The organism is Nocardia sp. NPDC004168 (genome assembly GCF_040610355.1).
GTDB classification, from domain to species: domain Bacteria; phylum Actinomycetota; class Actinomycetes; order Mycobacteriales; family Mycobacteriaceae; genus Nocardia; species Nocardia sichangensis.
In genome coordinates this window covers 1-20,009 of record NZ_JBEXME010000025.1, presented here as the reverse complement: position 1 = coordinate 20,009, position 20,009 = coordinate 1, and the positions used below count along the sequence as shown (strand labels likewise).

The 20,009-nt window shown below is 67.6% G+C and carries 20 protein-coding genes and 1 pseudogene; 16 read left to right on the top strand and 5 right to left on the bottom strand.

The annotated features are described in order from the left end of the window. Positions 1-2: 2 nt before the first annotated feature. The 14 genes from ABZW96_RS30215 (at position 3) to ABZW96_RS30150 (ending at position 13,684) form a co-directional block, all read left to right on the top strand. Positions 3-473, top strand: coding sequence for a DUF3180 domain-containing protein (locus ABZW96_RS30215; RefSeq protein WP_355079262.1), 471 nt, complete (start codon positions 3-5; stop codon positions 471-473). A 70-nt stretch (positions 474-543) separates the two neighbouring features. Further along, complete coding sequence (locus tag ABZW96_RS30210; RefSeq protein ID WP_355079150.1) at positions 544-1,491, top strand: DUF6779 domain-containing protein; 948 nt, start codon at positions 544-546, stop codon at positions 1,489-1,491. 155 nt (positions 1,492-1,646) lie between these two features. Further along, positions 1,647-2,576: a DUF2520 domain-containing protein gene (locus tag ABZW96_RS30205; protein ID WP_355079148.1), complete on the top strand. Its 930-nt coding sequence runs from the start codon at positions 1,647-1,649 to the stop codon at positions 2,574-2,576. Next, a complete protein-coding gene (gene panC, locus ABZW96_RS30200) occupies positions 2,576-3,553 on the top strand; it encodes a pantoate--beta-alanine ligase (protein WP_355079146.1) in 978 nt (325 codons plus the stop codon). Before ABZW96_RS30205 ends, panC begins: the two co-directional genes overlap by 1 nt. Positions 3,554-3,566: 13 nt before the next feature. Then, positions 3,567-3,986 (top strand): aspartate 1-decarboxylase, encoded by a 420-nt coding sequence (panD, locus tag ABZW96_RS30195; protein WP_355079144.1) that lies wholly within the window; start codon positions 3,567-3,569, stop codon positions 3,984-3,986. Positions 3,987-4,002: 16 nt separating this feature from the next. Beyond that, the gene (locus ABZW96_RS30190) at positions 4,003-4,800 is read left to right on the top strand and encodes a type III pantothenate kinase (protein ID WP_355079142.1); all 798 of its coding nucleotides are present in this window, start codon (positions 4,003-4,005) and stop codon (positions 4,798-4,800) included. Positions 4,801-4,981: 181 nt separating this feature from the next. Continuing rightward, the gene (locus tag ABZW96_RS30185) at positions 4,982-5,590 is read left to right on the top strand and encodes a cysteine dioxygenase family protein (RefSeq protein ID WP_355079140.1); all 609 of its coding nucleotides are present in this window, start codon (positions 4,982-4,984) and stop codon (positions 5,588-5,590) included. 8 nt (positions 5,591-5,598) lie between these two features. Further along, the gene (locus ABZW96_RS30180; protein WP_355079260.1) at positions 5,599-6,021 is read left to right on the top strand and encodes a rhodanese-like domain-containing protein; all 423 of its coding nucleotides are present in this window, start codon (positions 5,599-5,601) and stop codon (positions 6,019-6,021) included. A 262-nt stretch (positions 6,022-6,283) separates the two neighbouring features. Continuing rightward, on the top strand, positions 6,284-7,783 hold the full coding sequence (lysS, locus tag ABZW96_RS30175; RefSeq protein ID WP_355079258.1) for a lysine--tRNA ligase: 1,500 nt from the start codon (positions 6,284-6,286) through the stop codon (positions 7,781-7,783). 115 nt (positions 7,784-7,898) lie between these two features. Then, a complete protein-coding gene (locus ABZW96_RS30170) occupies positions 7,899-8,258 on the top strand; it encodes an Lsr2 family protein (RefSeq protein ID WP_039794672.1) in 360 nt (119 codons plus the stop codon). A 229-nt stretch (positions 8,259-8,487) separates the two neighbouring features. After that, a complete protein-coding gene (locus tag ABZW96_RS30165; RefSeq protein ID WP_355079137.1) occupies positions 8,488-9,087 on the top strand; it encodes an FHA domain-containing protein in 600 nt (199 codons plus the stop codon). A gap of 131 nt (positions 9,088-9,218) precedes the next feature. Beyond that, on the top strand, positions 9,219-9,809 hold the full coding sequence (locus ABZW96_RS30160; RefSeq protein WP_355079135.1) for an anthrone oxygenase family protein: 591 nt from the start codon (positions 9,219-9,221) through the stop codon (positions 9,807-9,809). A gap of 135 nt (positions 9,810-9,944) precedes the next feature. Next, positions 9,945-10,838: an alpha/beta fold hydrolase gene (locus tag ABZW96_RS30155; RefSeq protein ID WP_355079256.1), complete on the top strand. Its 894-nt coding sequence runs from the start codon at positions 9,945-9,947 to the stop codon at positions 10,836-10,838. Positions 10,839-11,128: 290 nt separating this feature from the next. Then, positions 11,129-13,684, top strand: coding sequence for an ATP-dependent Clp protease ATP-binding subunit (locus tag ABZW96_RS30150; RefSeq protein WP_355079133.1), 2,556 nt, complete (start codon positions 11,129-11,131; stop codon positions 13,682-13,684). A 72-nt stretch (positions 13,685-13,756) separates the two neighbouring features. Here ABZW96_RS30150 and ABZW96_RS30145 read toward each other — a convergent pair whose 3' ends face one another. The 4 genes from ABZW96_RS30145 to ABZW96_RS30130 all read right to left on the bottom strand — a co-directional run bounded on the left by ABZW96_RS30145 (position 13,757) and on the right by ABZW96_RS30130 (position 17,653). Then, positions 13,757-14,563 carry an LLM class flavin-dependent oxidoreductase gene (locus ABZW96_RS30145; RefSeq protein ID WP_355079131.1) on the bottom strand — a complete coding sequence of 269 codons (807 nt, stop codon included), beginning with the start codon at positions 14,561-14,563 and terminating at the stop codon, positions 13,757-13,759. A 33-nt stretch (positions 14,564-14,596) separates the two neighbouring features. Beyond that, the gene (locus ABZW96_RS30140) at positions 14,597-14,860 is read right to left on the bottom strand and encodes a hypothetical protein (RefSeq protein ID WP_355079129.1); all 264 of its coding nucleotides are present in this window, start codon (positions 14,858-14,860) and stop codon (positions 14,597-14,599) included. 481 nt (positions 14,861-15,341) lie between these two features. Further along, positions 15,342-16,046: a response regulator transcription factor gene (locus tag ABZW96_RS30135; protein WP_355079128.1), complete on the bottom strand. Its 705-nt coding sequence runs from the start codon at positions 16,044-16,046 to the stop codon at positions 15,342-15,344. Between the two features lie 32 nt (positions 16,047-16,078). Continuing rightward, a complete protein-coding gene (locus ABZW96_RS30130) occupies positions 16,079-17,653 on the bottom strand; it encodes a histidine kinase (RefSeq protein WP_355079126.1) in 1,575 nt (524 codons plus the stop codon). Between the two features lie 229 nt (positions 17,654-17,882). On the opposite strand from ABZW96_RS30130, the gene ABZW96_RS30125 reads away from it, so the two are divergent. Together ABZW96_RS30125 and ABZW96_RS30120 are read left to right on the top strand one after the other, a co-directional pair. Beyond that, positions 17,883-18,785 (top strand): ABC transporter ATP-binding protein, encoded by a 903-nt coding sequence (locus ABZW96_RS30125; protein WP_355079124.1) that lies wholly within the window; start codon positions 17,883-17,885, stop codon positions 18,783-18,785. Continuing rightward, a complete protein-coding gene (locus ABZW96_RS30120; RefSeq protein ID WP_355079122.1) occupies positions 18,782-19,645 on the top strand; it encodes an ABC transporter permease in 864 nt (287 codons plus the stop codon). Before ABZW96_RS30125 ends, ABZW96_RS30120 begins: the two co-directional genes overlap by 4 nt. Positions 19,646-19,701: 56 nt before the next feature. On the opposite strand, the pseudogene ABZW96_RS30115 reads toward ABZW96_RS30120, so the two are convergent. Beyond that, positions 19,702-20,009, bottom strand: a pseudogene (locus ABZW96_RS30115) (TetR/AcrR family transcriptional regulator); the annotation flags it as partial.

The window sequence follows — 20,009 nt, the reverse complement described above, 5'->3', positions numbered from 1 at the left end:
AACTGAAGCCGACTCGCATACTCGACCTCGTGGCGAACGTGCTGATCGCCGCGATCGTCGCGTGGATCGCCACCCGGGTGGCCTATGACAGCTTCCCGCCGATCTCGATCTTCGCGGGCGCCTCGCTGTATCCGGTGGCCGCGATCGAAGCGGTGCTCGCTTTCGTCATCCGGGCGCGGGTCAACGACCACCAGATCGGCGATGGACGTCACCAGTTGCATCCGATCACGGCGGCCCGCGCCGTCGCGTTGGCCAAGGCGTCGGCGCAGGTCGGTTCGATCGCCGCGGGTATCTGGCTCGGATTCCTGTGCTGGGTCCTCCCGCAGCGCGGCACCTTGCGCGCGGCCGCGGCCGACAGCCCCGGCGCGATCGTCGGGATGCTGGCGGGCTTCGCTTTGGTTGCTGCGGCCCTCTGGCTGGAGTACTGCTGCCGGGCGCCGGAGGATCCCACCGACGATGCGGCAACTACATAGCTAGTTTCACGAACTTAATCACAAAACCGGAATCTGGGCGTGGCCGAAGCAATTGGCTACCCTGGCTGGCATGGTTTCACCCTCCCGTAGCAGCACTTCCCGTGGACGGCGGGACGAGGCGGGAAAATTATTCGTCGGCGTCCTGATCGTGCTCGGTCTGGTTGCCAGTGTTTTCCTGATCTTCAGCAACAGTGTCGAGTTCGTACGGGTAGGTCTGGTCGCGGCCCTGTGGGCCGCGGCGATCGGGGCTCTTGCTGCGACGAAGTACCGCAAAGAGGCGACGATCGACAAGGCGAAGGTCCGCGATCTGCAAACCGTCTACGCGTTGCAGCTGGAGCGTGAGGTCACCGCGCGCCGCGAGTTCGAGCTCGGTGTGGAGGCGCGGGTCCGCGAGGAGGTGGGCGCCGACGCGACCGAACTCGCGGCCTTGCGCGCGGAGCTCACCGTGCTGCGGCAGAGCCTGCAGCGGCTGTTCGACGGCGATCTGCCGATGGATCGCCCCGCGTTGCGCGCCGACGCGACCAGGATCCAGGAGCTGACCAGCTCCGGCACGGAATCGGGGAACAATAGCTCCGCGAATGCCGGGATGTGGTCGATGTTCGCCGACCAGCAACCGCGTAGCAGTATGACGCCGATCTTCGAGCCCGACCATCCCGAGCCACCGGTCTTCGCCAGCCCCTTCGATGATCCGGTCACCGCGGAGACCGCCGTCGTCTCCCTCGACGACGCCGACCAGGCCGACGCGGAGCGGGCGCGCTACGCCGAGCCGCGCGGCTGGGCCGACGCCTTCACCGAGACGGTGGACGAGGAGCCGCTGGACGAGCCACCCACCCAGCCCGCCGCACGGCCCCAGCCGACGCCGGAACCGGCCTCTCGGTCGGCCTCAGCGCCCGCCATGGGCACGCCGAGCGCGCGCAGGCGCCGCCGGGCGGAAAGCGACGACGAGACGCCGTCGCGTCGTCTCTCGGTCGCGGAGATCATGGCCAACCTGCAATCGGAGGAGCGGGACCGCCGGTGAGTGGAGCCGGGGCCCGGCCCGGCACTGCGGCCTAGATCACGCGGGCACCCCGTGGCGGCGGCGAAGCACCTGTAGATATCCTCTTGGCGTACCGTCCGGTACCCGCATGGCGGGACTGGAACGACATCGAGAGGACAACGTTGACCTCGAGAAGCGTGAATTCCGACAACGCTGATTCGGGCTACGACCCCGCGCCCGCACGCCTGACGGTGGGAATCGTCTCGGCGGGACGCGTGGGCTCGGCATTGGGCGTCGCACTCGAGCGCGCCGGACACGTCGTGTTCGGCGTCTGCGCGATCTCCGACGCGTCGGTGCGGCGTGCCAGGACCCGGCTGCCCGATTCGGAGATCCTGCCGATCGAACAGGTGGCCGCCCGCAGCGAGCTGCTGTTGCTGGCCGTGCCCGACGCCGAGCTTCCCGGCCTGGTTCGCGGTCTGGCCGGCGCGGAAGTCGTCCGTCCCGGCACCATCGTCGCGCACACGTCCGGCGCGAACGGCGTCGGCGTACTCGCGCCCCTGGCCGAGATCGGCGCGCTTCCGCTGGCCATCCACCCGGCCATGACCTTCACCGGACACGACGAGGACGTGAACCGCCTCGGCAACGCGTGCTTCGGCATCACCGCCGCCGATGAGGTCGGCTACGCCATCGCGCAGTCGCTGGTGATCGAGATGGGCGGCGAGCCGGTGCGGGTGCCGGAGGAGAACCGGCCGCTGTACCACGCCGCGCTCGCGCACGGCAGCAATCACCTGGTCACGGTGATCGTCGACGCGGTGGCCGCGTTGCGCGCCGCCCTGGCCGGCCCCGGCCTGATGGGCCAGCAGCTGGTGGACGAGCAGCCCAACGGCCTGGCCGAGCGTCTGCTCGCGCCCCTGGCATCGGCGGCGCTGGACAACGCGTTGCGGCGCGGCCAGTCCGCGCTGACCGGCCCGGTCGCCCGTGGTGACGCGGACGCGGTGGCCGCGCATCTGACCGCGCTGGCGTCGGTCGACGCCAGGCTGGCCGAGGCGTATCGCGCGCTGTCGCTGCGCACGGCGGAACGCGCGGGCACCGCCCCCGCCGTCATCGAACTGCTGGAAGGACGCTGATGTTGGACCCGAAACTGCGCGGCGCCTACCGGCCCGGTGCGCTGACCGTCCACCACGATCCCGCCGTGCTCGGCGCGGTGTCCGCCGCGCTGCGCGGCGTCGGCCGTACCGTCGCGCTGGTGCCGACCATGGGTGCGCTGCACGAGGGCCACCTGGAGATCGTGCGGCTGGCCAAGCGGACCAACCAGGTGGTCATCGTCTCGATCTTCGTCAACCCGTTGCAGTTCGGGGCGAACGAAGACCTGGACAAGTACCCACGCACGCTGGACGCCGACGTCGAATTGTTGCGCGCGGAGGGTGTCGAGCTGGTGTTCGCGCCCAGCGCGTCCGACATGTATCCGGACGGCCCGCGGACCACGGTGCAGCCAGGCCCGCTCGGCGCGGAGCTGGAAGGGGCGAGCCGCCCGACCCATTTCGCGGGCATGCTCACCGTGGTCGCCAAGCTCCTGCAGATCGCGCGGCCGACCGAGGCGTTCTTCGGCGAGAAGGACTACCAGCAGCTCACGTTGATCCGGCAGATGGTCCGCGATCTGAACTTCGACGTGAAGATCACGCCGGTGGTCACCATCCGTGAGGCCGACGGCCTGGCCATGTCCTCACGGAACCGTTATCTCGACCCCGTGCAGCGCGAATCGGCGCTCGCCTTGTCGGCCGCCCTGTCGGCGGGCAAGCACGCGGGCGGACTCGGCGGCGACGCGGTGCTCGCGGCCGCCCGTCAGGTGCTCGACGCCGTGCCCGGCGTGGACGTCGACTACCTGGAATTGCGCTCGGCCACCCTGGGCCCCGCCCCGGGCGCGGGCAACGCCAGGTTGCTGATCGCGGCCAGGGTGGGCACTACCCGGCTCATCGACAACATCGCCGTCACGCTCGGCGCTCCGATCGACGGCCATCCCAACGTCTCCGGTTCGCGGCCCGCCGTGGACCCCCGGTCCGTTCCGGCGGTGTCGAATCCCGCCCCGCTTCCTCCCGCGAACTAGAAAGGTCGACGCAATGCTGCGCACCATGATGAAGTCGAAGATCCACCGTGCCACCGTGACGCACGCCGACCTGCACTACGTCGGTTCGGTCACCGTGGACCAGGACCTGCTCGACGCCGCCGATCTGCTGGAAGGCGAGCAGGTCTGCATCGTCGACATCGACAACGGCGCCCGCCTGGAGACCTACGTGATCGCCGGTGAGCGGGGTTCGGGGGTGATCGGGATCAACGGCGCCGCGGCCCACCTGGTGCATCCCGGCGACCTCGTCATCCTGATCGCCTACGGCCAGCTGAACGAGCAGGAGCTGAAGGAATACGACCCCAAGGTCGTATTCGTCGACGAGCGCAACCGCCCGGTCGAGCTCGGTTCGGACCCGGCGCACGCACCGGAGGGCTCGGGCCTGACCTCGCCGCGCTCGCTGTCGTTCGTCTGAACAGCGGCGACCGGACATGTTGCTGACCATCGATGTCCGCAATACGAGTATCGAACTCGGCTTGTTCTCCGGTTCCGGAGAGCATTCGAAACTGGTGCGCCACTGGCGTATCCACACCAATCCGTTGCTGACCGCCGACGAATTCGCCATGCAGGTGCGCGGGTTGGTCGGCGCGCAACTGGACGAGGTGATCGGCGTCTCGGCGCTTTCGACGGTGCCGCCCGTGCTGCGCGAACTGCGCGGCATGCTCGGCCAATACTGGGCTCATGTTCCGCACGTGTTGGTGGAACCCGGTGTGCGCACCGGGATTCCGCTGCTGGTGGACAATCCGAAAGAAGTCGGCGCCGACCGCATCGTCAATTGCCTGGCCGCCTACCAGCGGTATTCCGGGCCCGCGATCGTCGTCGATTTCGGAACGGCGATCTGCGTCGATCTGGTGTCGAAGAAGGGCGAGTTTCTCGGCGGGATCATCGCACCCGGTGTGGAGATCGCCACGGAAGCCCTGGTAGAACGCAGTGCGCTGCGGCGGGCGGAGTTGACCAGGCCGCGGTCGGTGCTGGGGAAGAACAGCATGGAATGCATGCAGTCCGGCGCGGTGTTCGGTTTCGCCGGACTGGTCGACGGCCTGATCGATCGGATTCGCGACGAGTTCGACGCCTTTGCCGGCGACGATGTGGCGGTGGTGGCGACCGGCGCGACCGCGCCGCTGATCGTCCCGGAATCGGAAACGATCGACGACCACGATCCGCATCTCACGTTGACCGGCCTGCGGCTCGTATACGAACGCAACCAGCGGCGCAAGGGAAATGTCTGATATGCGCGGTGTTGGATTCGTCGCAGGCCAGGGACTTGTCGACACCGCGTCGCATGCTGTTAAACTCCCTCTCGTGACTTTCTTCGTGAGCACCCAGGAGTGTTGTCGAGGCTGACGTGCCTCGACCGATCGAGGCTGAGTTCCTGCCCTCGACCGTTACCTTCCTCCTGGAGATTCGCTCATGCGTTCTTCTGTTCTTTCCCTTTCTTCCGCGCGTACGGCGCTGTCGGCTACTCCGCCGGCGGAACGCTCGGTGGCACCCGCTCTGCCCACTCGGCTGCGCCCGGCCGATCTGCTGCGGCTGACCGACGAGGGCGCCGAGGACGTGCTCGCCGGTCGCTATGACCACCTGCTTCCAGCTGACGGGACATGGCCGCACGACGAGCGCTGGGCGACCAGGCTGCTCTCCGACGACGAGGTCGACGTCTGGTTGATCAGCTGGACGCCGGGCAAGTCGACCGAGCTGCACGACCATGCCGGGTCGCTCGGCGCGCTCACCGTGCTCAGCGGCGCGTTATCCGAATACCGCTGGAACGGGACGGAATTGCGTTGCCGCACGCTCGCGGCGGGTGACCAGGCCTCGTTCCCGATCGGCTGGGTGCACGACGTCATGCGGGCGCCCGCCGACGTGCCCGGCGCCGTCGAATCCGCGGGCCCGCTCGATCCGACGCTCAGCGTGCACGCCTATTCCCCGCCGCTCACCGCCATGTCGTATTACGAGGTGACCGGCCACGGCACCCTGCGGCGCACCCGAACCGTCCTCACCGACCAGCCCGAAGGTGACATGTGATGACCCGTTTGACCATCGATCAGATGCTCGAGAACGCACGGGCGCAACTCGACCGGATCTATGCCTTCGAATTGCCGGAAGCCATCGAGCGGGGCGCCATTCTGGTGGATATCCGGCCGCAGGCGCAACGCGGACGCGAGGGCACCTTGCCCGGCGCCTTGGTGATCGAGCGCAATGTCCTGGAATGGCGGCTGGACCCCACCAGTTCGGCCCGCTTGGCGCTGGCCGCTGATCACGACGTGGAATGGATCGTGGTCTGCTCCGAGGGCTATACCTCCAGCTTGGCCGCCGCCGCCCTGCAGCAACTCGGGCTGCACCGGGCGACCGATCTGGTGGGCGGTTACCAGGCGTTGAAGGCGGCCGGGCTGTTGAACGTCGCCGTCGGGGCGTCGCACTTCGTGCGTGAGGCCGAGGCGCTCGCCTCGCTGTAATTTCTCCGCCAACACTTCCATCTCGAAATAGCCGGGCGCGCAGGTGTTTTCGCACACACTATGATGCGCACCGGCTATTTCGCGTCTCCGGGACGTGGACCGGGACGTCCCGGGCGGTGCGCCGCAGCGATACCGTTTCGTTACTCCGGGTCGGAGTCCGGGCGGCGCGCAAAACGATTTCCGGTGCACGCTAGGGTTGTTCGATGTGAGCACCCCGAACTCTGCCTCTTCGACCGCATCGACATCGGATTCGCGGCCCGCTGTGGCGCCCGCCGCCGACGATGCCCCGGAGCAGATACGGATTCGCCGGGAGAAGCGGGAGCGGCTGCTCGCGGCCGGTGGCGAGGCGTATCCCGTCGTCGTGCCGCGTACGCATACCCTGGCGGAAATTCGGGCCGCATATCCGGACCTGGCCGCCGACACCTCCACCGGACAAGAGGTGGGCGTCGCCGGGCGCGTCATATTCCTGCGTAATACCGGCAAGTTGTGTTTCGCGACACTGCAGGAAGGCGACGGCACCAAGCTGCAGGCGATGATCAGTCTGAACGGGGTCGGCGCGGACGCGCTTGCCGCCTGGAAGGCGGACGTCGACCTCGGTGACTTCGTTTTCGTGCACGGTGAGGTCATCTCTTCGCGAACCGGGGAACTGAGCGTCATGGCCGATTCCTGGTTCATGGCGGCGAAGGCCCTGCGGCCGCTGCCGGTGGCGCACAAGGAGATGAACGAGGAGTCGCGGGTCCGGCAGCGTTATGTCGACTTGATCGTGCGCCCTGAGGCCAGGGAGATGGCCCGTACCCGCATCGCCGTGGTGCGCGCGCTGCGCAACGCGCTCGAGCGCAGGGGCTTTCTCGAGGTGGAGACGCCGATGCTGCAGACGCTGCACGGCGGCGCCGCGGCCCGGCCGTTCGTCACCCATTCCAATGCCCTCGACATGGACCTCTTCCTGCGCATCGCGCCCGAGTTGTTCCTGAAGCGCTGCGTGGTCGGCGGCTTGGAGCGGGTCTTCGAGATCAACCGGAACTTCCGCAACGAGGGGGCGGACTCCACGCATTCCCCCGAGTTCGCGATGCTGGAGACGTACCAGGCTTACGGCACCTATGACGACTCGGCGGTGATGACCCGGGAATTGGTGCAGGAAGTGGCGCAGGAGGCGTTCGGCACGCAGGTGGTGACCCTGGCCGACGGCACCGAATACGATCTCCGTGGCGAGTGGGCCACCGTCGAGATGTACCCGTCGCTGTCCGATGCGCTGGGTGTGCAGGTCACTCCGGAAACATCGGTCGCCGAATTGCGCGCGCTCGCGGATCGGGTCGGTCTGGAAATTCCGGAGGGCAAGGGCTACGGTCACGGGAAACTCGTCGAGGAACTTTGGGAACACCAGTATGGTGACAAGCTGTACGCACCGACTTTCGTGCGCGACTTCCCGGTGGAGACATCCCCGTTGACCAGGCAGCATCGCAGCACCGCCGGCGTCACGGAGAAGTGGGACCTCTATGTGCGCGGCTTCGAGTTGGCCACGGGCTATTCGGAGTTGGTCGACCCGGTGATCCAGCGGGAGCGGTTCGTCGACCAGGCCAGGTTGGCCGCGCAGGGCGACGACGAGGCGATGGTGCTGGACGAGGACTTCCTCGCCGCGATGGAGCACGGCATGCCGCCGACGACCGGAACGGGTATGGGAATCGATCGGTTGTTGATGGCGTTGACGGGTTTGGGAATCCGAGAAACGATACTGTTCCCAATTGTGCGTCCGGTCACCAGGTGACCACTGGATTGCAAAGCAGCGGCTCCGTCTTGGAATTTCCGGAATTCGAGGTATTCTTGCCTCGGGTAATCGGCCTAGTATGCGGGTCGCACGATTTCGAGAGGACGTTCATCTCATGGCAAAGAAGGTCACCGTTAGCCTGATCGACGATGTCGACGGTGAGTCCATCGCAGACGAGACCATCGAGTTTGCGATCGACGGTGTGTCGTACGAGATCGACCTGTCGTCGGCAAATGCGGCGAAGCTGCGCGACGGTTTGGAGGAGTGGGTTTCGAATGCGCGCCGGGTCAGCGGCCGGCGCCGGGTCAAGGCCGCCGCGGCCGCAACGGGCACTCCGAAGAGCCGGGTCTCGATCGATCGGGAACAAAGCGCCGCAATTCGTGAGTGGGCACGCCGTAATGGACACAAGGTGTCCGCGCGGGGCCGCATCTCCGCCGACATCACCGACGCGTACAACAAGGCCGCGAAGGGATAGTTCTTTTTCCGGCCGCCGTCCCGGCGAATCGTGCGACGTCGGGACGGCGGTCTTGTTTGTGATAGGGCTTCGATATAGCAGCGAGACCGGTTCGCACGGTGGCCCGTCACGGCGGATGAATCGATCTTGCTCGTGGTACCGGGAAGCGGCACCATGGAAGCGTGCGAAGGTCACTGGCGGTATGGAGAGGTGAGGTATCGGCGCAGTGACAGGATTCGTCGGATCATTCTTGCGGTTCACCGATGACGCCGGTCGGCAGCAGGAGCTCACGCTCACGCCCGACCGCGGCCGCGTCACCATCGGCCGCTCCCCGCATGCCGATCTCGCCCTGAGCTGGGACGCGGAGGTGTCCCGGCTGCACGCGGCGGTCGAATACCTGGGTGCGCACTGGACCATCGTGGACGACGGCCTCTCCCGCAACGGCACTTTCGTCAACGGGGACCGGCTGGTCGGCCGCCGCAGACTGATGGCGGGCGACGTCATCCGGGTCGGTACGTCTCGGGTGTCCTTTCACGACTTCGGCGGCGTATCCGACGACATCACCCGCACCTCCACCGGCTCGATACCCACCGCGCGGTCGCTCACCGAAACGCAGCGCTCGGTCCTGGTCGCGCTGTGCCGCCCGTACAAGCACGGCGCGGGTTTCGCCACTCCCGCCTCGAATCAGCAGATCGCCGAGGAGTTGTTCCTCAGCGTCGACGCGATCAAGACCCATCTACGCGCGTTGTTCGCCAAGTTCGGGGTGGAGGATCTGCCGCAGAACCAGAAGCGGGTGCGGCTGGCTGGACTGGCCATGCAGAGTGGGCTCATTTCCGATCGGGACCTCTGAGACGTCCACCGTAGACGCTCGCTCATCCGATCGAGCTTCTCGACCATGGAGAGTCACGGCGGCGACGGCTTGACTCGGAGACGAGCGACCGGGGCGATGGCTCCGGCCGGTTTCCGAAGCAGGAGGAAGTCATGACCGCCACACGTCTCGCCGCACTGGTGCTCGCCACACTGGCTACGGGCCTGGTCGCGGGCCTTTTCTACGCGTACGCCAATTCGGTGATGCCCGCGCTGGCCCGCACCGACGATCGCGCGATGATCGATGCGATGCAGAAGATCAACGTGGTGATCATCAATCCCTGGTTCATGATCGGCTTCCTCGGCACGGTGGGGTTCACCATCCTGGCCGCGGCGCTGCATCTGGGACGTGAGCACCGGAGCACGCTGATCTGGATCGGTCTGGCTCTGGTGCTCAACGTGATCGCCTTCGCGGTGACCTCCGGGCTGAATGTTCCGCTCAACGACCAACTGGCCGCCGCGGGCGACCCGGCGTCGATCGCCGACCCGGCGGCGGTGCGCGCCGATTTCGAATCCGCCTGGGTGCGTTGGAACATCGTGCGTGGCGTCTTCCACACGCTGGCCTTCCTGGTGCTCTGCGGTGCGCTGTTCGTCGCGGGAATCCAGCAGGGGAAGGCATCCGCCGCGGCGGCGCCGGGCCGGATCGCCGCAGGCGAGTACGCGGCGCCGTACCGGTCCGGCGCGTCGGCCTTCGGTCAGAGCTAGTTTCCGCAACGACCCGCCGGAATCTGCGCCGTCTGGGCCACTCCGTGCGGTAGCTTCCCCGGAGACGATCCGGACCGGGAGGCTATCGTGCGGCGTGTCCCAGGCTTTTCGTTGTTCATCGTTCTGCTCGCCGCGGTGTGCGCCACCGCGGGCGCTGCGCACGCGCAGGAGCGATATCCGGTCGAGTTCAACTTCTTCGCGGGCATTCCCGCCGAACTGTCCAATCCGGGTGGTTCGCTGCCCGGCACCAACGACTGGTCGTGCCGGCCGAACTCCGAGCATCCGAACCCCGTGGTCCTCGTGCACGGCACGGGCGGTGGCGCACAGACGAATTGGGGCGTGTACGCGCCGCTGCTGGCCAACGAGGGCTACTGCGTGTACTCGGCCACGTTCGGCGCCTACGACCTGCCGTGGCCCGCGTCGGCCATCGGGGGCATGCTCCCGATCGAGCAGAGCGCGGCCCAGCTCGCCGCCTTCGTAGACCGGGTGCGCTCCGCGACCGGTGCGCACAAGGTCGACCTCATCGGCCATTCCCAGGGCAACTTCATCGGCAACTACTTCGTCAAACGGCTCGCGGGCGCGGGCAAGGTGGACAAGATGGTCGGTCTGGCCCCGCCGTGGCAAGGCTCGAACGCGTACGGCATGGCGGACCTGAACGCGTTCGGCACACGCCTCGGCCTCGGTCCGCTGTTCGACGCCGTGGCCGGATCGCCGTGCAATGCCTGCAGGCAGGTGTTGCAAGGGTCGGAGTTCGTGCGCGAACTCAACGCGGACGGCGTCTACCACCCCGACGTGACCTACACCAATATCGCGACCCAGCTGGACGAACTGGTGGTGCCGTATACCTCCGGCCTGGTCACGGGCCCCCATGTGACCAACATCGTGGTTCAGGACGGCTGCGCGACGGACTACTCTGGGCATACGGGCATAGCGGGCAGCAAGAGGGCCGCGACCTACGTGCTCAACGCGCTCGATCCCGCTCATCAACGCCCGGTGCCCTGCGGTTTCGTCGACCCGTACACGGGGTAGGCGGCCGAGGTCGTACGTGTGCGGCGCAGATCCGGTCGGCGGACGGTTTGTTCGCTGAGGGCAAAACCCGGCCGGAAACGAATCCCGCGACGCCCACGTTATGAGTGAATGACCGTGCTGTCGCCGGTCGGCAATAGGGTGGACCGGCGGCGGTGGCATCCCCCGCCAACTAGAGTGGAGGCGGGGGCCGCAACCCCCGGGCTTCATGGCAGGCTGACGCCCACGGTTGTTGTACACAGCACACTGCGGCGTCTGTTGCCAGAATGTCGGAGCAGGAGAGTGAGGGAGCGATGTTCGAGAGGTTCACCGACCGCGCGAGGCGTGTCGTTGTCCTGGCCCAGGAAGAGGCCCGGATGCTCAACCACAACTACATCGGCACCGAGCACATCCTGCTGGGGCTGATTCACGAGGGTGAGGGCGTCGCGGCCAAGTCGCTCGAGTCGCTCGGCATTTCGCTGGAAGGCGTGCGTAGCCAGGTGGAGGAGATCATCGGCCAGGGCCAGCAGGCCCCGTCCGGTCATATCCCGTTCACCCCGCGCGCCAAGAAGGTGCTGGAGCTGAGCCTTCGCGAAGCGCTGCAGCTCGGCCACAACTACATCGGCACCGAGCACATCCTGCTCGGCCTCATCCGTGAGGGCGAGGGCGTGGCGGCGCAGGTGCTGGTGAAGCTGGGCGCCGATCTCAACCGTGTGCGCCAGCAGGTCATCCAGTTGCTGTCGGGATATCAGGGCAAGGAGCCGGTCGAGTCCGGTTCGCGCGGCGAGGCGGGCACACCGTCGACCTCGCTCGTGCTCGACCAGTTCGGTCGCAACCTGACCCAGGCCGCGCTCGAGGGCAAGCTCGATCCGGTCATCGGCCGCTCGAAAGAGATCGAGCGGGTCATGCAGGTGCTCAGCCGCCGTACCAAGAACAACCCGGTGCTGATCGGCGAGCCCGGCGTCGGCAAGACCGCCGTCGTCGAAGGGCTCGCGCAGGCCATCGTCAACGGCGAGGTCCCCGAGACGCTGAAGGACAAGCAGCTCTACACCCTCGACCTGGGCTCCCTGGTCGCGGGCAGCCGCTACCGCGGTGACTTCGAAGAGCGCCTGAAGAAGGTGCTCAAGGAGATCAACACCCGCGGCGACATCATCCTGTTCATCGACGAGCTGCACACGCTGGTCGGTGCGGGCGCCGCCGAGGGCGCCATCGACGCGGCCTCGATCCTGAAGCCGAAGCTGGCCCGCGGCGAGCTGCAGACCATCGGCGCGACCACCCTCGACGAGTACCGCAAGTACATCGAGAAGGACGCCGCCCTGGAGCGCCGGTTCCAGCCGGTGCAGGTGGGCGAGCCGACCGTCGAGCACACCATCAACATCCTCAAGGGTCTGCGCGACCGCTACGAGGCGCACCACCGGGTCTCCATCACCGACGGCGCGTTGGTGGCCGCCGCCACCCTGGCCGACCGCTACATCAACGACCGGTTCCTGCCGGACAAGGCGATCGACCTGATCGACGAGGCGGGCGCGCGGATGCGCATCCGTCGCATGACCGCTCCGCCGGACCTGCGCGAGTTCGACGACAAGATCGCCGAGGCGCGCCGGGAGAAGGAGTCCGCGATCGACGCGCAGGACTTCGAGAAGGCCGCGCGGCTGCGCGACAAGGAGAAGCAGCTCGTCGCCAAGCGGGCAGAGCGGGAGAAGCAATGGCGTTCGGGTGATCTGGACGTCGTGGCCGAGGTCGACGACGAGCAGATCGCCGAGGTGCTGGCGAACTGGACCGGTATTCCGGTGTTCAAGCTCACCGAGGAGGAGACCACCCGTCTGCTCCGTATGGAGGACGAGCTGCACAAGCGGATCATCGGCCAGGAGGACGCGGTCAAGGCCGTCTCCAAGGCCATCCGCCGCACTCGTGCCGGGCTGAAGGATCCGAAGCGTCCGTCCGGCTCGTTCATCTTCGCCGGCCCGTCCGGCGTCGGTAAGACCGAGCTGTCCAAGGCGCTGGCGAACTTCCTGTTCGGCGACGACGACGCGCTCATCCAGATCGACATGGGCGAGTTCCACGACCGCTTCACCGCTTCGCGGCTGTTCGGTGCCCCTCCGGGCTACGTCGGCTACGAAGAGGGCGGCCAGCTCACCGAGAAGGTGCGCCGCAAGCCGTTCTCGGTCGTGCTGTTCGACGAGATCGAGAAGGCCCACCAGGAGATCTACAACACCCTGTTGCAGGTCCTGGAGGACGGCCGCCTGACCGATGGGCAGGGCCGTACCGTGGACTTCAAGAACACGGTGCTGATCTTCACCTCGAACCTCGGCACCTCGGACATCTCGAAGGCCGTCGGTCTCGGCTTCACCCAGTCGAACAACGAGGGCTCGAACTACGAGCGGATGAAGCTCAAGGTCAACGACGAGCTGAAGAAGCACTTCCGGCCGGAGTTCCTCAACCGCATCGACGACGTGATCGTCTTCCACCAGCTCACCAACGAGCAGATCGTCGAGATGGTGGACCTGATGATCGGCCGCGTCGCCACGCAGCTGAAGAACAAGGACATGGCGATCGAGCTCACCCCGAACGCCAAGAACCTGCTGGCCAAGCGTGGCTTCGATCCCGTGCTCGGTGCCCGGCCGCTGCGCCGCACCATCCAGCGCGAGATCGAGGACCAGCTGTCGGAGAAGATCCTCTTCGGCGAGATCGGTCCGGGCCAGACCATCGAGGTCGACGTCGAGGGCTGGGACGGCGAGGGCTCCGGCGAAGACGCGAAGTTCACCTTCACCGGTAAGGCGAAGCTGACCAAGGCCGCGAGCGAGGAGAAGCCCGAAGTCGTGCTGACGGGCGCGACGGAAGGCTCCACCGAGGCCGCCTCGGGCGAGTAAGCCGCAAGCGAAAAGCCCGTGCCCACCTGTGGGCACGGGCTTTTCGTATTCGGCGTCGCCCGCTGCGCCGGGTCAGGAATCGTGGTCGGCGAAGTAGGCGAGGATCGGTGCGAAGTCAGCGGCGAGTTCAGCGGGCACGATCACCTCGTCGATGCCGTACTTTTCCCGGCGTCGCTCGAGGATTTCGGCGGCGGCGGACGGTTCCGCGGGAATCATGCCCGCTGCGCCCGCGTCCGCGAGGGCGGCGGCGGTCAGGCCGAGCTTCGTCGCGGTCCAGATCGGTAGCCGCTGCCCGATGCCGACCACCTGATGGGTGAAGCGCAGGGTGCGGTCGGTACCGTCCCGTGCGGTGCGGACCAGCTCGGCCAGCTCCGACTCGGTGGCCCCGGGTGCCGCGGCCAGCAGGATGCGGTCGGCGAATTCCGCCGCCGTCGCCAGCATTCTGGGTCCGTTGGCGGCGACCACGACCGGTGGGGTGGGGTTCACTCCAGCCCGCACGGCGGCGATGGTGGCGACCAGCTGCGCGCGCCGTTGCGCGGGCGAACCCCAGGACGTGCCGAGCCACTGTGCTTCGGCGGCGGCGTCCGGGCGTCCCGAGCCGATTCCGAGTTCGAAACGTCCGTCCGACAGCAGCTGCAATGCCGCGGTCTCCCTGACCGTGGCGGCCGGTGTGCGCAGCGGTGCGGCGAGTACGTTCGGGCGCAGCCGAATGGTGGTTGTGACGGCGGCCGCCGCGGCGAGGGCCGGAAACGGCGAGGGGGTGAACCGGGTGTCCGGCAACAGGATGGTCCGGTAGCCCTGCTGTTCGACGGCGGCTGCCTCGCGCGCCCAGTCCGCTCCCGAACGCGGAGTGAGAACGATGCCGAAGGTCATGCTCATGGTGGGATCTCCCGATCGTGCAAGCGGGGCCGGTCAGGGCTTGTGTCGCGGTTCGCTCAGGACGGCGAGCCTGCTGCGGTACTGCTCCTCGGTGATCTCGCCCCGGGCGAACGCGGTGCGCAGCGCGCCGATACCGCTCACACGTCCGATGAACCGCCTCCGGGCGAAGACCAGCACTGTGACGACGGTCAGCCAGAACAACAGCGGGAAAATCCAGAAGAACGGCCAGGGGTGCCATCCGCCGTCGTAGTGGTCGGCCAGAAAACTCACGGCCTCGGGTCGAGTGAAAATATTCATGACGAAAGACTGCGCCGAAGGGCATGCCGGGGGCATCGGTCGCGCGTCGGCACTCGGAATACGCCTGGATACGTACGCCCAGAGCCCGAAGGCTCTGCCCGCGGTGATTTACCAGTTATTTGCTAATCGGCAGCAGGCCGGACAATTAGTGTTCGCTGAGAAATTGCTATTGGCTGATATCGGGAGAAGTCGGACCGTGTCGCACTGCGCTGGCGCGCCGCGCGAGGAGGAAGAATCTCGGGCTGGTCTGCGGCTGTGCCTGGTCCTGGCCATAGTCGCGCGCCGAAGAACGCGCAAGAAGGGGCGGGAGGCTCACTCTGCCGGATGGTCCGACCGCGAATCACGGAATTCGGCGCGGGTTTGCCCACTGACTGGTCGCCGTCCTGCGTCTTTATTCGGAGGATGGGTGCCTGGGTCGTTTGATTCCGGTTCCCATGGCAGTGCGGCGAAGCAGTCCGGCTCCTGGGCAACGATCGGCCGCTCACTGCCAGCCTGGGCGGACGAGTCCGGATTCGTAAGCCATGACCACCAGTTGGGTGCGGTCTCTGGCGTGCAGTTTGGTGAGAATGCGGCTGACATGGGTACGGGCGGTCGCCGGGCTCATGTAGAGCCGTTCGCCGATCTCGGCGTTGGTGAGACCCTCGGCGACCAGCGTCATCACCTCGCGTTCGCGGTCGGTGAGTTCGGCGAGCGTGGCCGTCGGCGGCGTTTTCGCGCGTGTGGAGAATTCCGCGATCAGCGTGCGGGTCACGCCGGGGGACAGCAGCGCGTCGCCGGCGGCGACCACTCGGACGGCACGAACCAGATCGGCCGGTTCGGTGTGCTTCACCAGGAACCCGGTCGCGCCGGAGCGCATCGCCTCGAAGACGTACTCGTCGAGTTCGAAAGTGGTCAGCACGACCACGCGCACCGCGGCCAGCAGGGGGTCCTCGGCGATCACGCGGGTGGCGGCCAAGCCGTCCAGGACGGGCATGCGGATGTCCATCAGCACCACGTCGGGACGCAGATCGCGGGTCATGCGCACGGCCTGCTCCCCGTTGTCCGCCTCGCCGACCACTTCGATGCCGTCCTGGGCATCCAGCAACGCCACGAACCCGCCACGCACCAACGCCTGGTCGTCGGCCACCAGCACCCGGATGCCGCCGGAGGGAGCGTGGGCCGGGACCGAATCGTGGTGGTCGTGCATCGGATCTCCTCTGCGGTCGGCCGGCGATCCCGTCAGCGCTGCGCGCGACCGGCCGAGGTGCTCGGTCGTTCGGCCGTGTCAGCGGGTCGGTCCGGTGTGGCACGCGACTCGCTCTCGCTCGGGCCGGTCGTGTTCGATGTGGCCGTGGTCGTCGAGCGCGATCTCCCGGCAGGCTTCGATCCCGCGGCGCTCGATTCGGGTGCGTCTGATGTCGTGCCGCTTTGTTCGGTTTTCGTCGCGGCCGCGACGCCGCGTCTCGGCGTACTCGTCGTCGCGGTGTCCTGATCCGGTGCTTGTGCTGCCGCGTTGTTCCGGCTCGCTGCCGCCGCCCCGGCGCCGCGCACTCCCGGTGACGCCGTGGCCGCGTCGGGTCCGGGTGTTCGCGTGGGCAGCCGGGCGGCGACCCGGAACCCGCCGCTGGGGCGCGGGCCCGCGGTGAGGGCGCCGCCGAGGGCGTGCGTGCGCTCGCGCATGCCGATGATGCCGTTGCCGCCGCCGTTGCCGGAGCGCGACGGGGCACTCGTCGGGCGGCTGTTGTCGACGGTGATGTCGACCGAGTCCGGGGTGTAGCGCACCGTCACCGTTGCGTCGGCGCCGGGTGCGTGCCGGAGCACGTTGGTCAGCGACTCCTGGATGATTCGCGCCGCTGCCACGTCGATGACGCTGGGCAATTGCTGTGGGGTGCCGAGCACTCGCGTGGTGACGGTCAATCCGGTGCTGCGCGGGCGCTGCAACAGGTCGTCCAAATCGCCGATGCTCGGCGCGGGGGTACGCGGGGCGGGTGGCGGCTCGGCCTCGGTTGTGCGGCCGGTCTCCTCGGCGTTCGCCTCTTCTGTGGGCGATTGCTCGCTGGGCGTCGCGGGTGCGCTTCCGGACCGAATCGTGTGCAGGAGCGCGTGCACCTCGGCGAGGGCGTCGCGACTGGCGTTCTTGATCGCCGTGAGCGCCGTCTCCGCTTGCTCCGGGCGCTTGTCGAGCAGTTCCAGCGCCACCGAGGACTGCACGTTGATCATCGACAGACTGTGCGCCAGCACGTCGTGCAGCTCGCGGGCGATGGCGAGCCGCTCTTCGCTGGCCCGCCGCTCACGCTGCGCTTCCTCGTCCCGGCGCGCGGCCTCGGCGCGCTGCCCGCGCGCGACGAGCACGGCCTTGCGCTGCCGGATGCCCTCGGCCACCAGCAGCAGCACGGCCAGCCACGCCATCAGCGCGAACACCTGCCACAGGTTCGCGGGGCGGTCGAGCAGTGCGGGCAGCGGCCAGACCAGCGCCAGGTACCCGAGCGGGACGAGCGGATAAGTCCACCATCGTGATCCGCTGCTCGCGGCGGTCAAGAAGGCGACGACCAATGAGACGAAGATCGGGCCGTATCCGTAGCCTCGCAGGAAGTACGCCAGGCACACGGCGAGCACGACGATCAGCACGGGCAGCGGCTGCGCGCGGCGCCGGATCAGCGCCACCGGGCCGGCGAGCAAGAGCAGGTAACCGAGCGCGTCGAGGGAGTGCACTCCGGTCTGCCGCATGTTCGCGAAAGTGCCTCCGACCAACTGAACCGCGGCGACGACGAGCGCGACGCCCCAATCCCAGCCGACCGAACTCCGCTCTGTCATCCCTGCCACCCGCACCCACGTAGCCTATGCGGCTCGGTCGTGATTCGACGTCCGCCTGGAAACGTATTTCGCGGAAATTGCACCGATTCGGGTGTTCGCAGACCATGTAAGCGGTTCCGCACCAGCTGATCCGACACTGGCCACGGATCGATCCGTCGTTCCAGCTACGTATGCGGATCGTCGCCCGGCGACGGATGTCCGCAGGGGGTCGGCGGCGGATTCTCGGTGCATGGCAGATTCGATCGTGGTCACCCGAGGGCTGACCAAACGCTACGGGGAGCACACCGCTGTCGACGACGTGAGCATGAGCGTCGCGTACGGCGAGATCTATGGCGTCCTCGGCCCGAACGGTGCGGGCAAGACCACCACCCTGCGGATGCTGGCCGGGCTGATCCGTCCGAGCGAGGGTACGGCCACCGTCGCGGGGCATCGGCCCGGCGATCCAGCGGTGGTGCGCCGGATCGGCGTGCTCATCGAGGGTCCCGGGTTCTATCCCTACCTTTCCGGCCGGGACAACCTGCGCGTGCTCGCCGAATATCGCGGGCTCGGGCGCCCGGAGGTGGAGGACGCGCTCGAGCGAGTCGGGCTGGCGGGCCGCGCCGAGGACAAGTACCGGACCTACTCACTGGGCATGAAACAGCGCCTCGGCGTGGGCGCGGCATTGCTGGGCAACCCCGACCTGCTCATCCTGGACGAGCCGACCAACGGCCTCGACCCTGCCGGTATGGCCGAAATGCGGGAGCTGATCACCGCTTTGGCCGCAGAGGGGCGCACGGTGCTGCTGTCGAGTCACATGCTCAGCGAAGTCCAGGCGATCTGCGACCGGGTCGGCGTGATCTCGCAGGGCAGGCTGCGCACCGAAGCGACGGTCGCGCAGTTGCGCGGCAACTCGTCGCTGGTGGTGCGGGCCGAGCCGGTGGAGGTGGCTCTGCCCGCGGTGCGCGGGCTGGTGGGTGGACGTTCGGCGCTGTTGACCGCGAGCGGCATCCGGATCGAGTCGGACACCGTCACCGCGCCCGCCGTGGCGCGTGCGGTCGTGGCGGCGGGCGCGGACCTACTGGAGCTGCGGGTCGAGGAGAAGTCCCTGGAAGAAGTGTTCTTCGAGATGACGCGATGGGAGGCGGCGCGATGAACGGCATGGCGATCCGGGACCTGATCGCGAGCACGAATGCCGAGATGCTGCGGCTGCGAAAGTGGCCGGCATTCTGGATCGTTCTCGGAACCTGGATTCTGCTGAACCTCACGTTCGCGTATCTGTTCAACTATCTGGCCTACACCTCCGGGGGATCGAGCCGGATGTCCAACGGGCTGCCGCGCGAGGCATTGCTGCGACAGATGCTGCCCGCGGCGGTTCCCGAAGTATTCACCCAAGGCATGGCCATGTTCGGCGGCGCGCTGATGCTCGTCCTCGGCGCGCTGACCGTGGGTAGCGGATACGGCTGGGGAACCTGGAAAACCGTTTACACCCAAGGGCCTTCGCGCGTGCAAGCGGTCGCCGCGGTGGTGGTGAGTCTCGCGACCGTGGTGGTGGCGCTGGTGTGTGCGGCATTCGTCGTCGACATCGCGGTCGCCGCGCTGATCGCGGCGTCCCAGTCGCAGGCGCTCACCATGCCCGCACTGGATCGGTCGCTCCTCGGAATTTCCACCGGCGTGGCCATTCTCGGTATGTGGACGTTGGCGGGGGCGCTGATCGGCGCGATCGCCCGTGGGCCCGCGCTCGCGGTGGGCCTCGGCCTGGTCTGGGTGCTGGTGGTGGAGAACCTGTTGCGCGGCGTGGCCGGGATCTTCGCGCCGATCGAGGTGGTCACCGATCATCTGCCCGGCACGGCGGCCGGGTCGCTGGCCGGAGCGATGCGCACCGTGGACGGTCCCGCCACGCCCGGTGTGCTGCAGATTCTTTCGCCGACGGAATCGCTGGTCGTGCTGGCCGTCTATTCGGTGCTGTTCGCGGTCGGCACGGTTTGGCTGATGCGCAGACGCGATCTGGTGTGAGCGACGAGGGGTATCGAAACCGGTGGTTGTCCACCGCCGGTTTCGTTTTCGTGGAATCACCCTGGACCGAGAACGGTTTCGGCGATCATCCGCAGCGCGTGGGCGATCTGTCCGGAGGTCAAGCCGCGCTCACGTTGTTGCCGGTAGACCTCCGCTGCCAGCGGCGCGAGCAGCGGGTCGACCAATGCGTCCGGTTCGTGCATGCCCGCCGCGACCAGCAGTCCTCGTACATGCGCGTACCAGAAGCCGTAAGCACCGGTCGTGAAGCGTGCGCCGCCGATCTCGGCGCCCAGCACCAGATGCGCGTGTGTGTCGAGCAATTCGACCATCGCGGCGTAGAACGCGGCCAGCCGCTGTGCGGGGG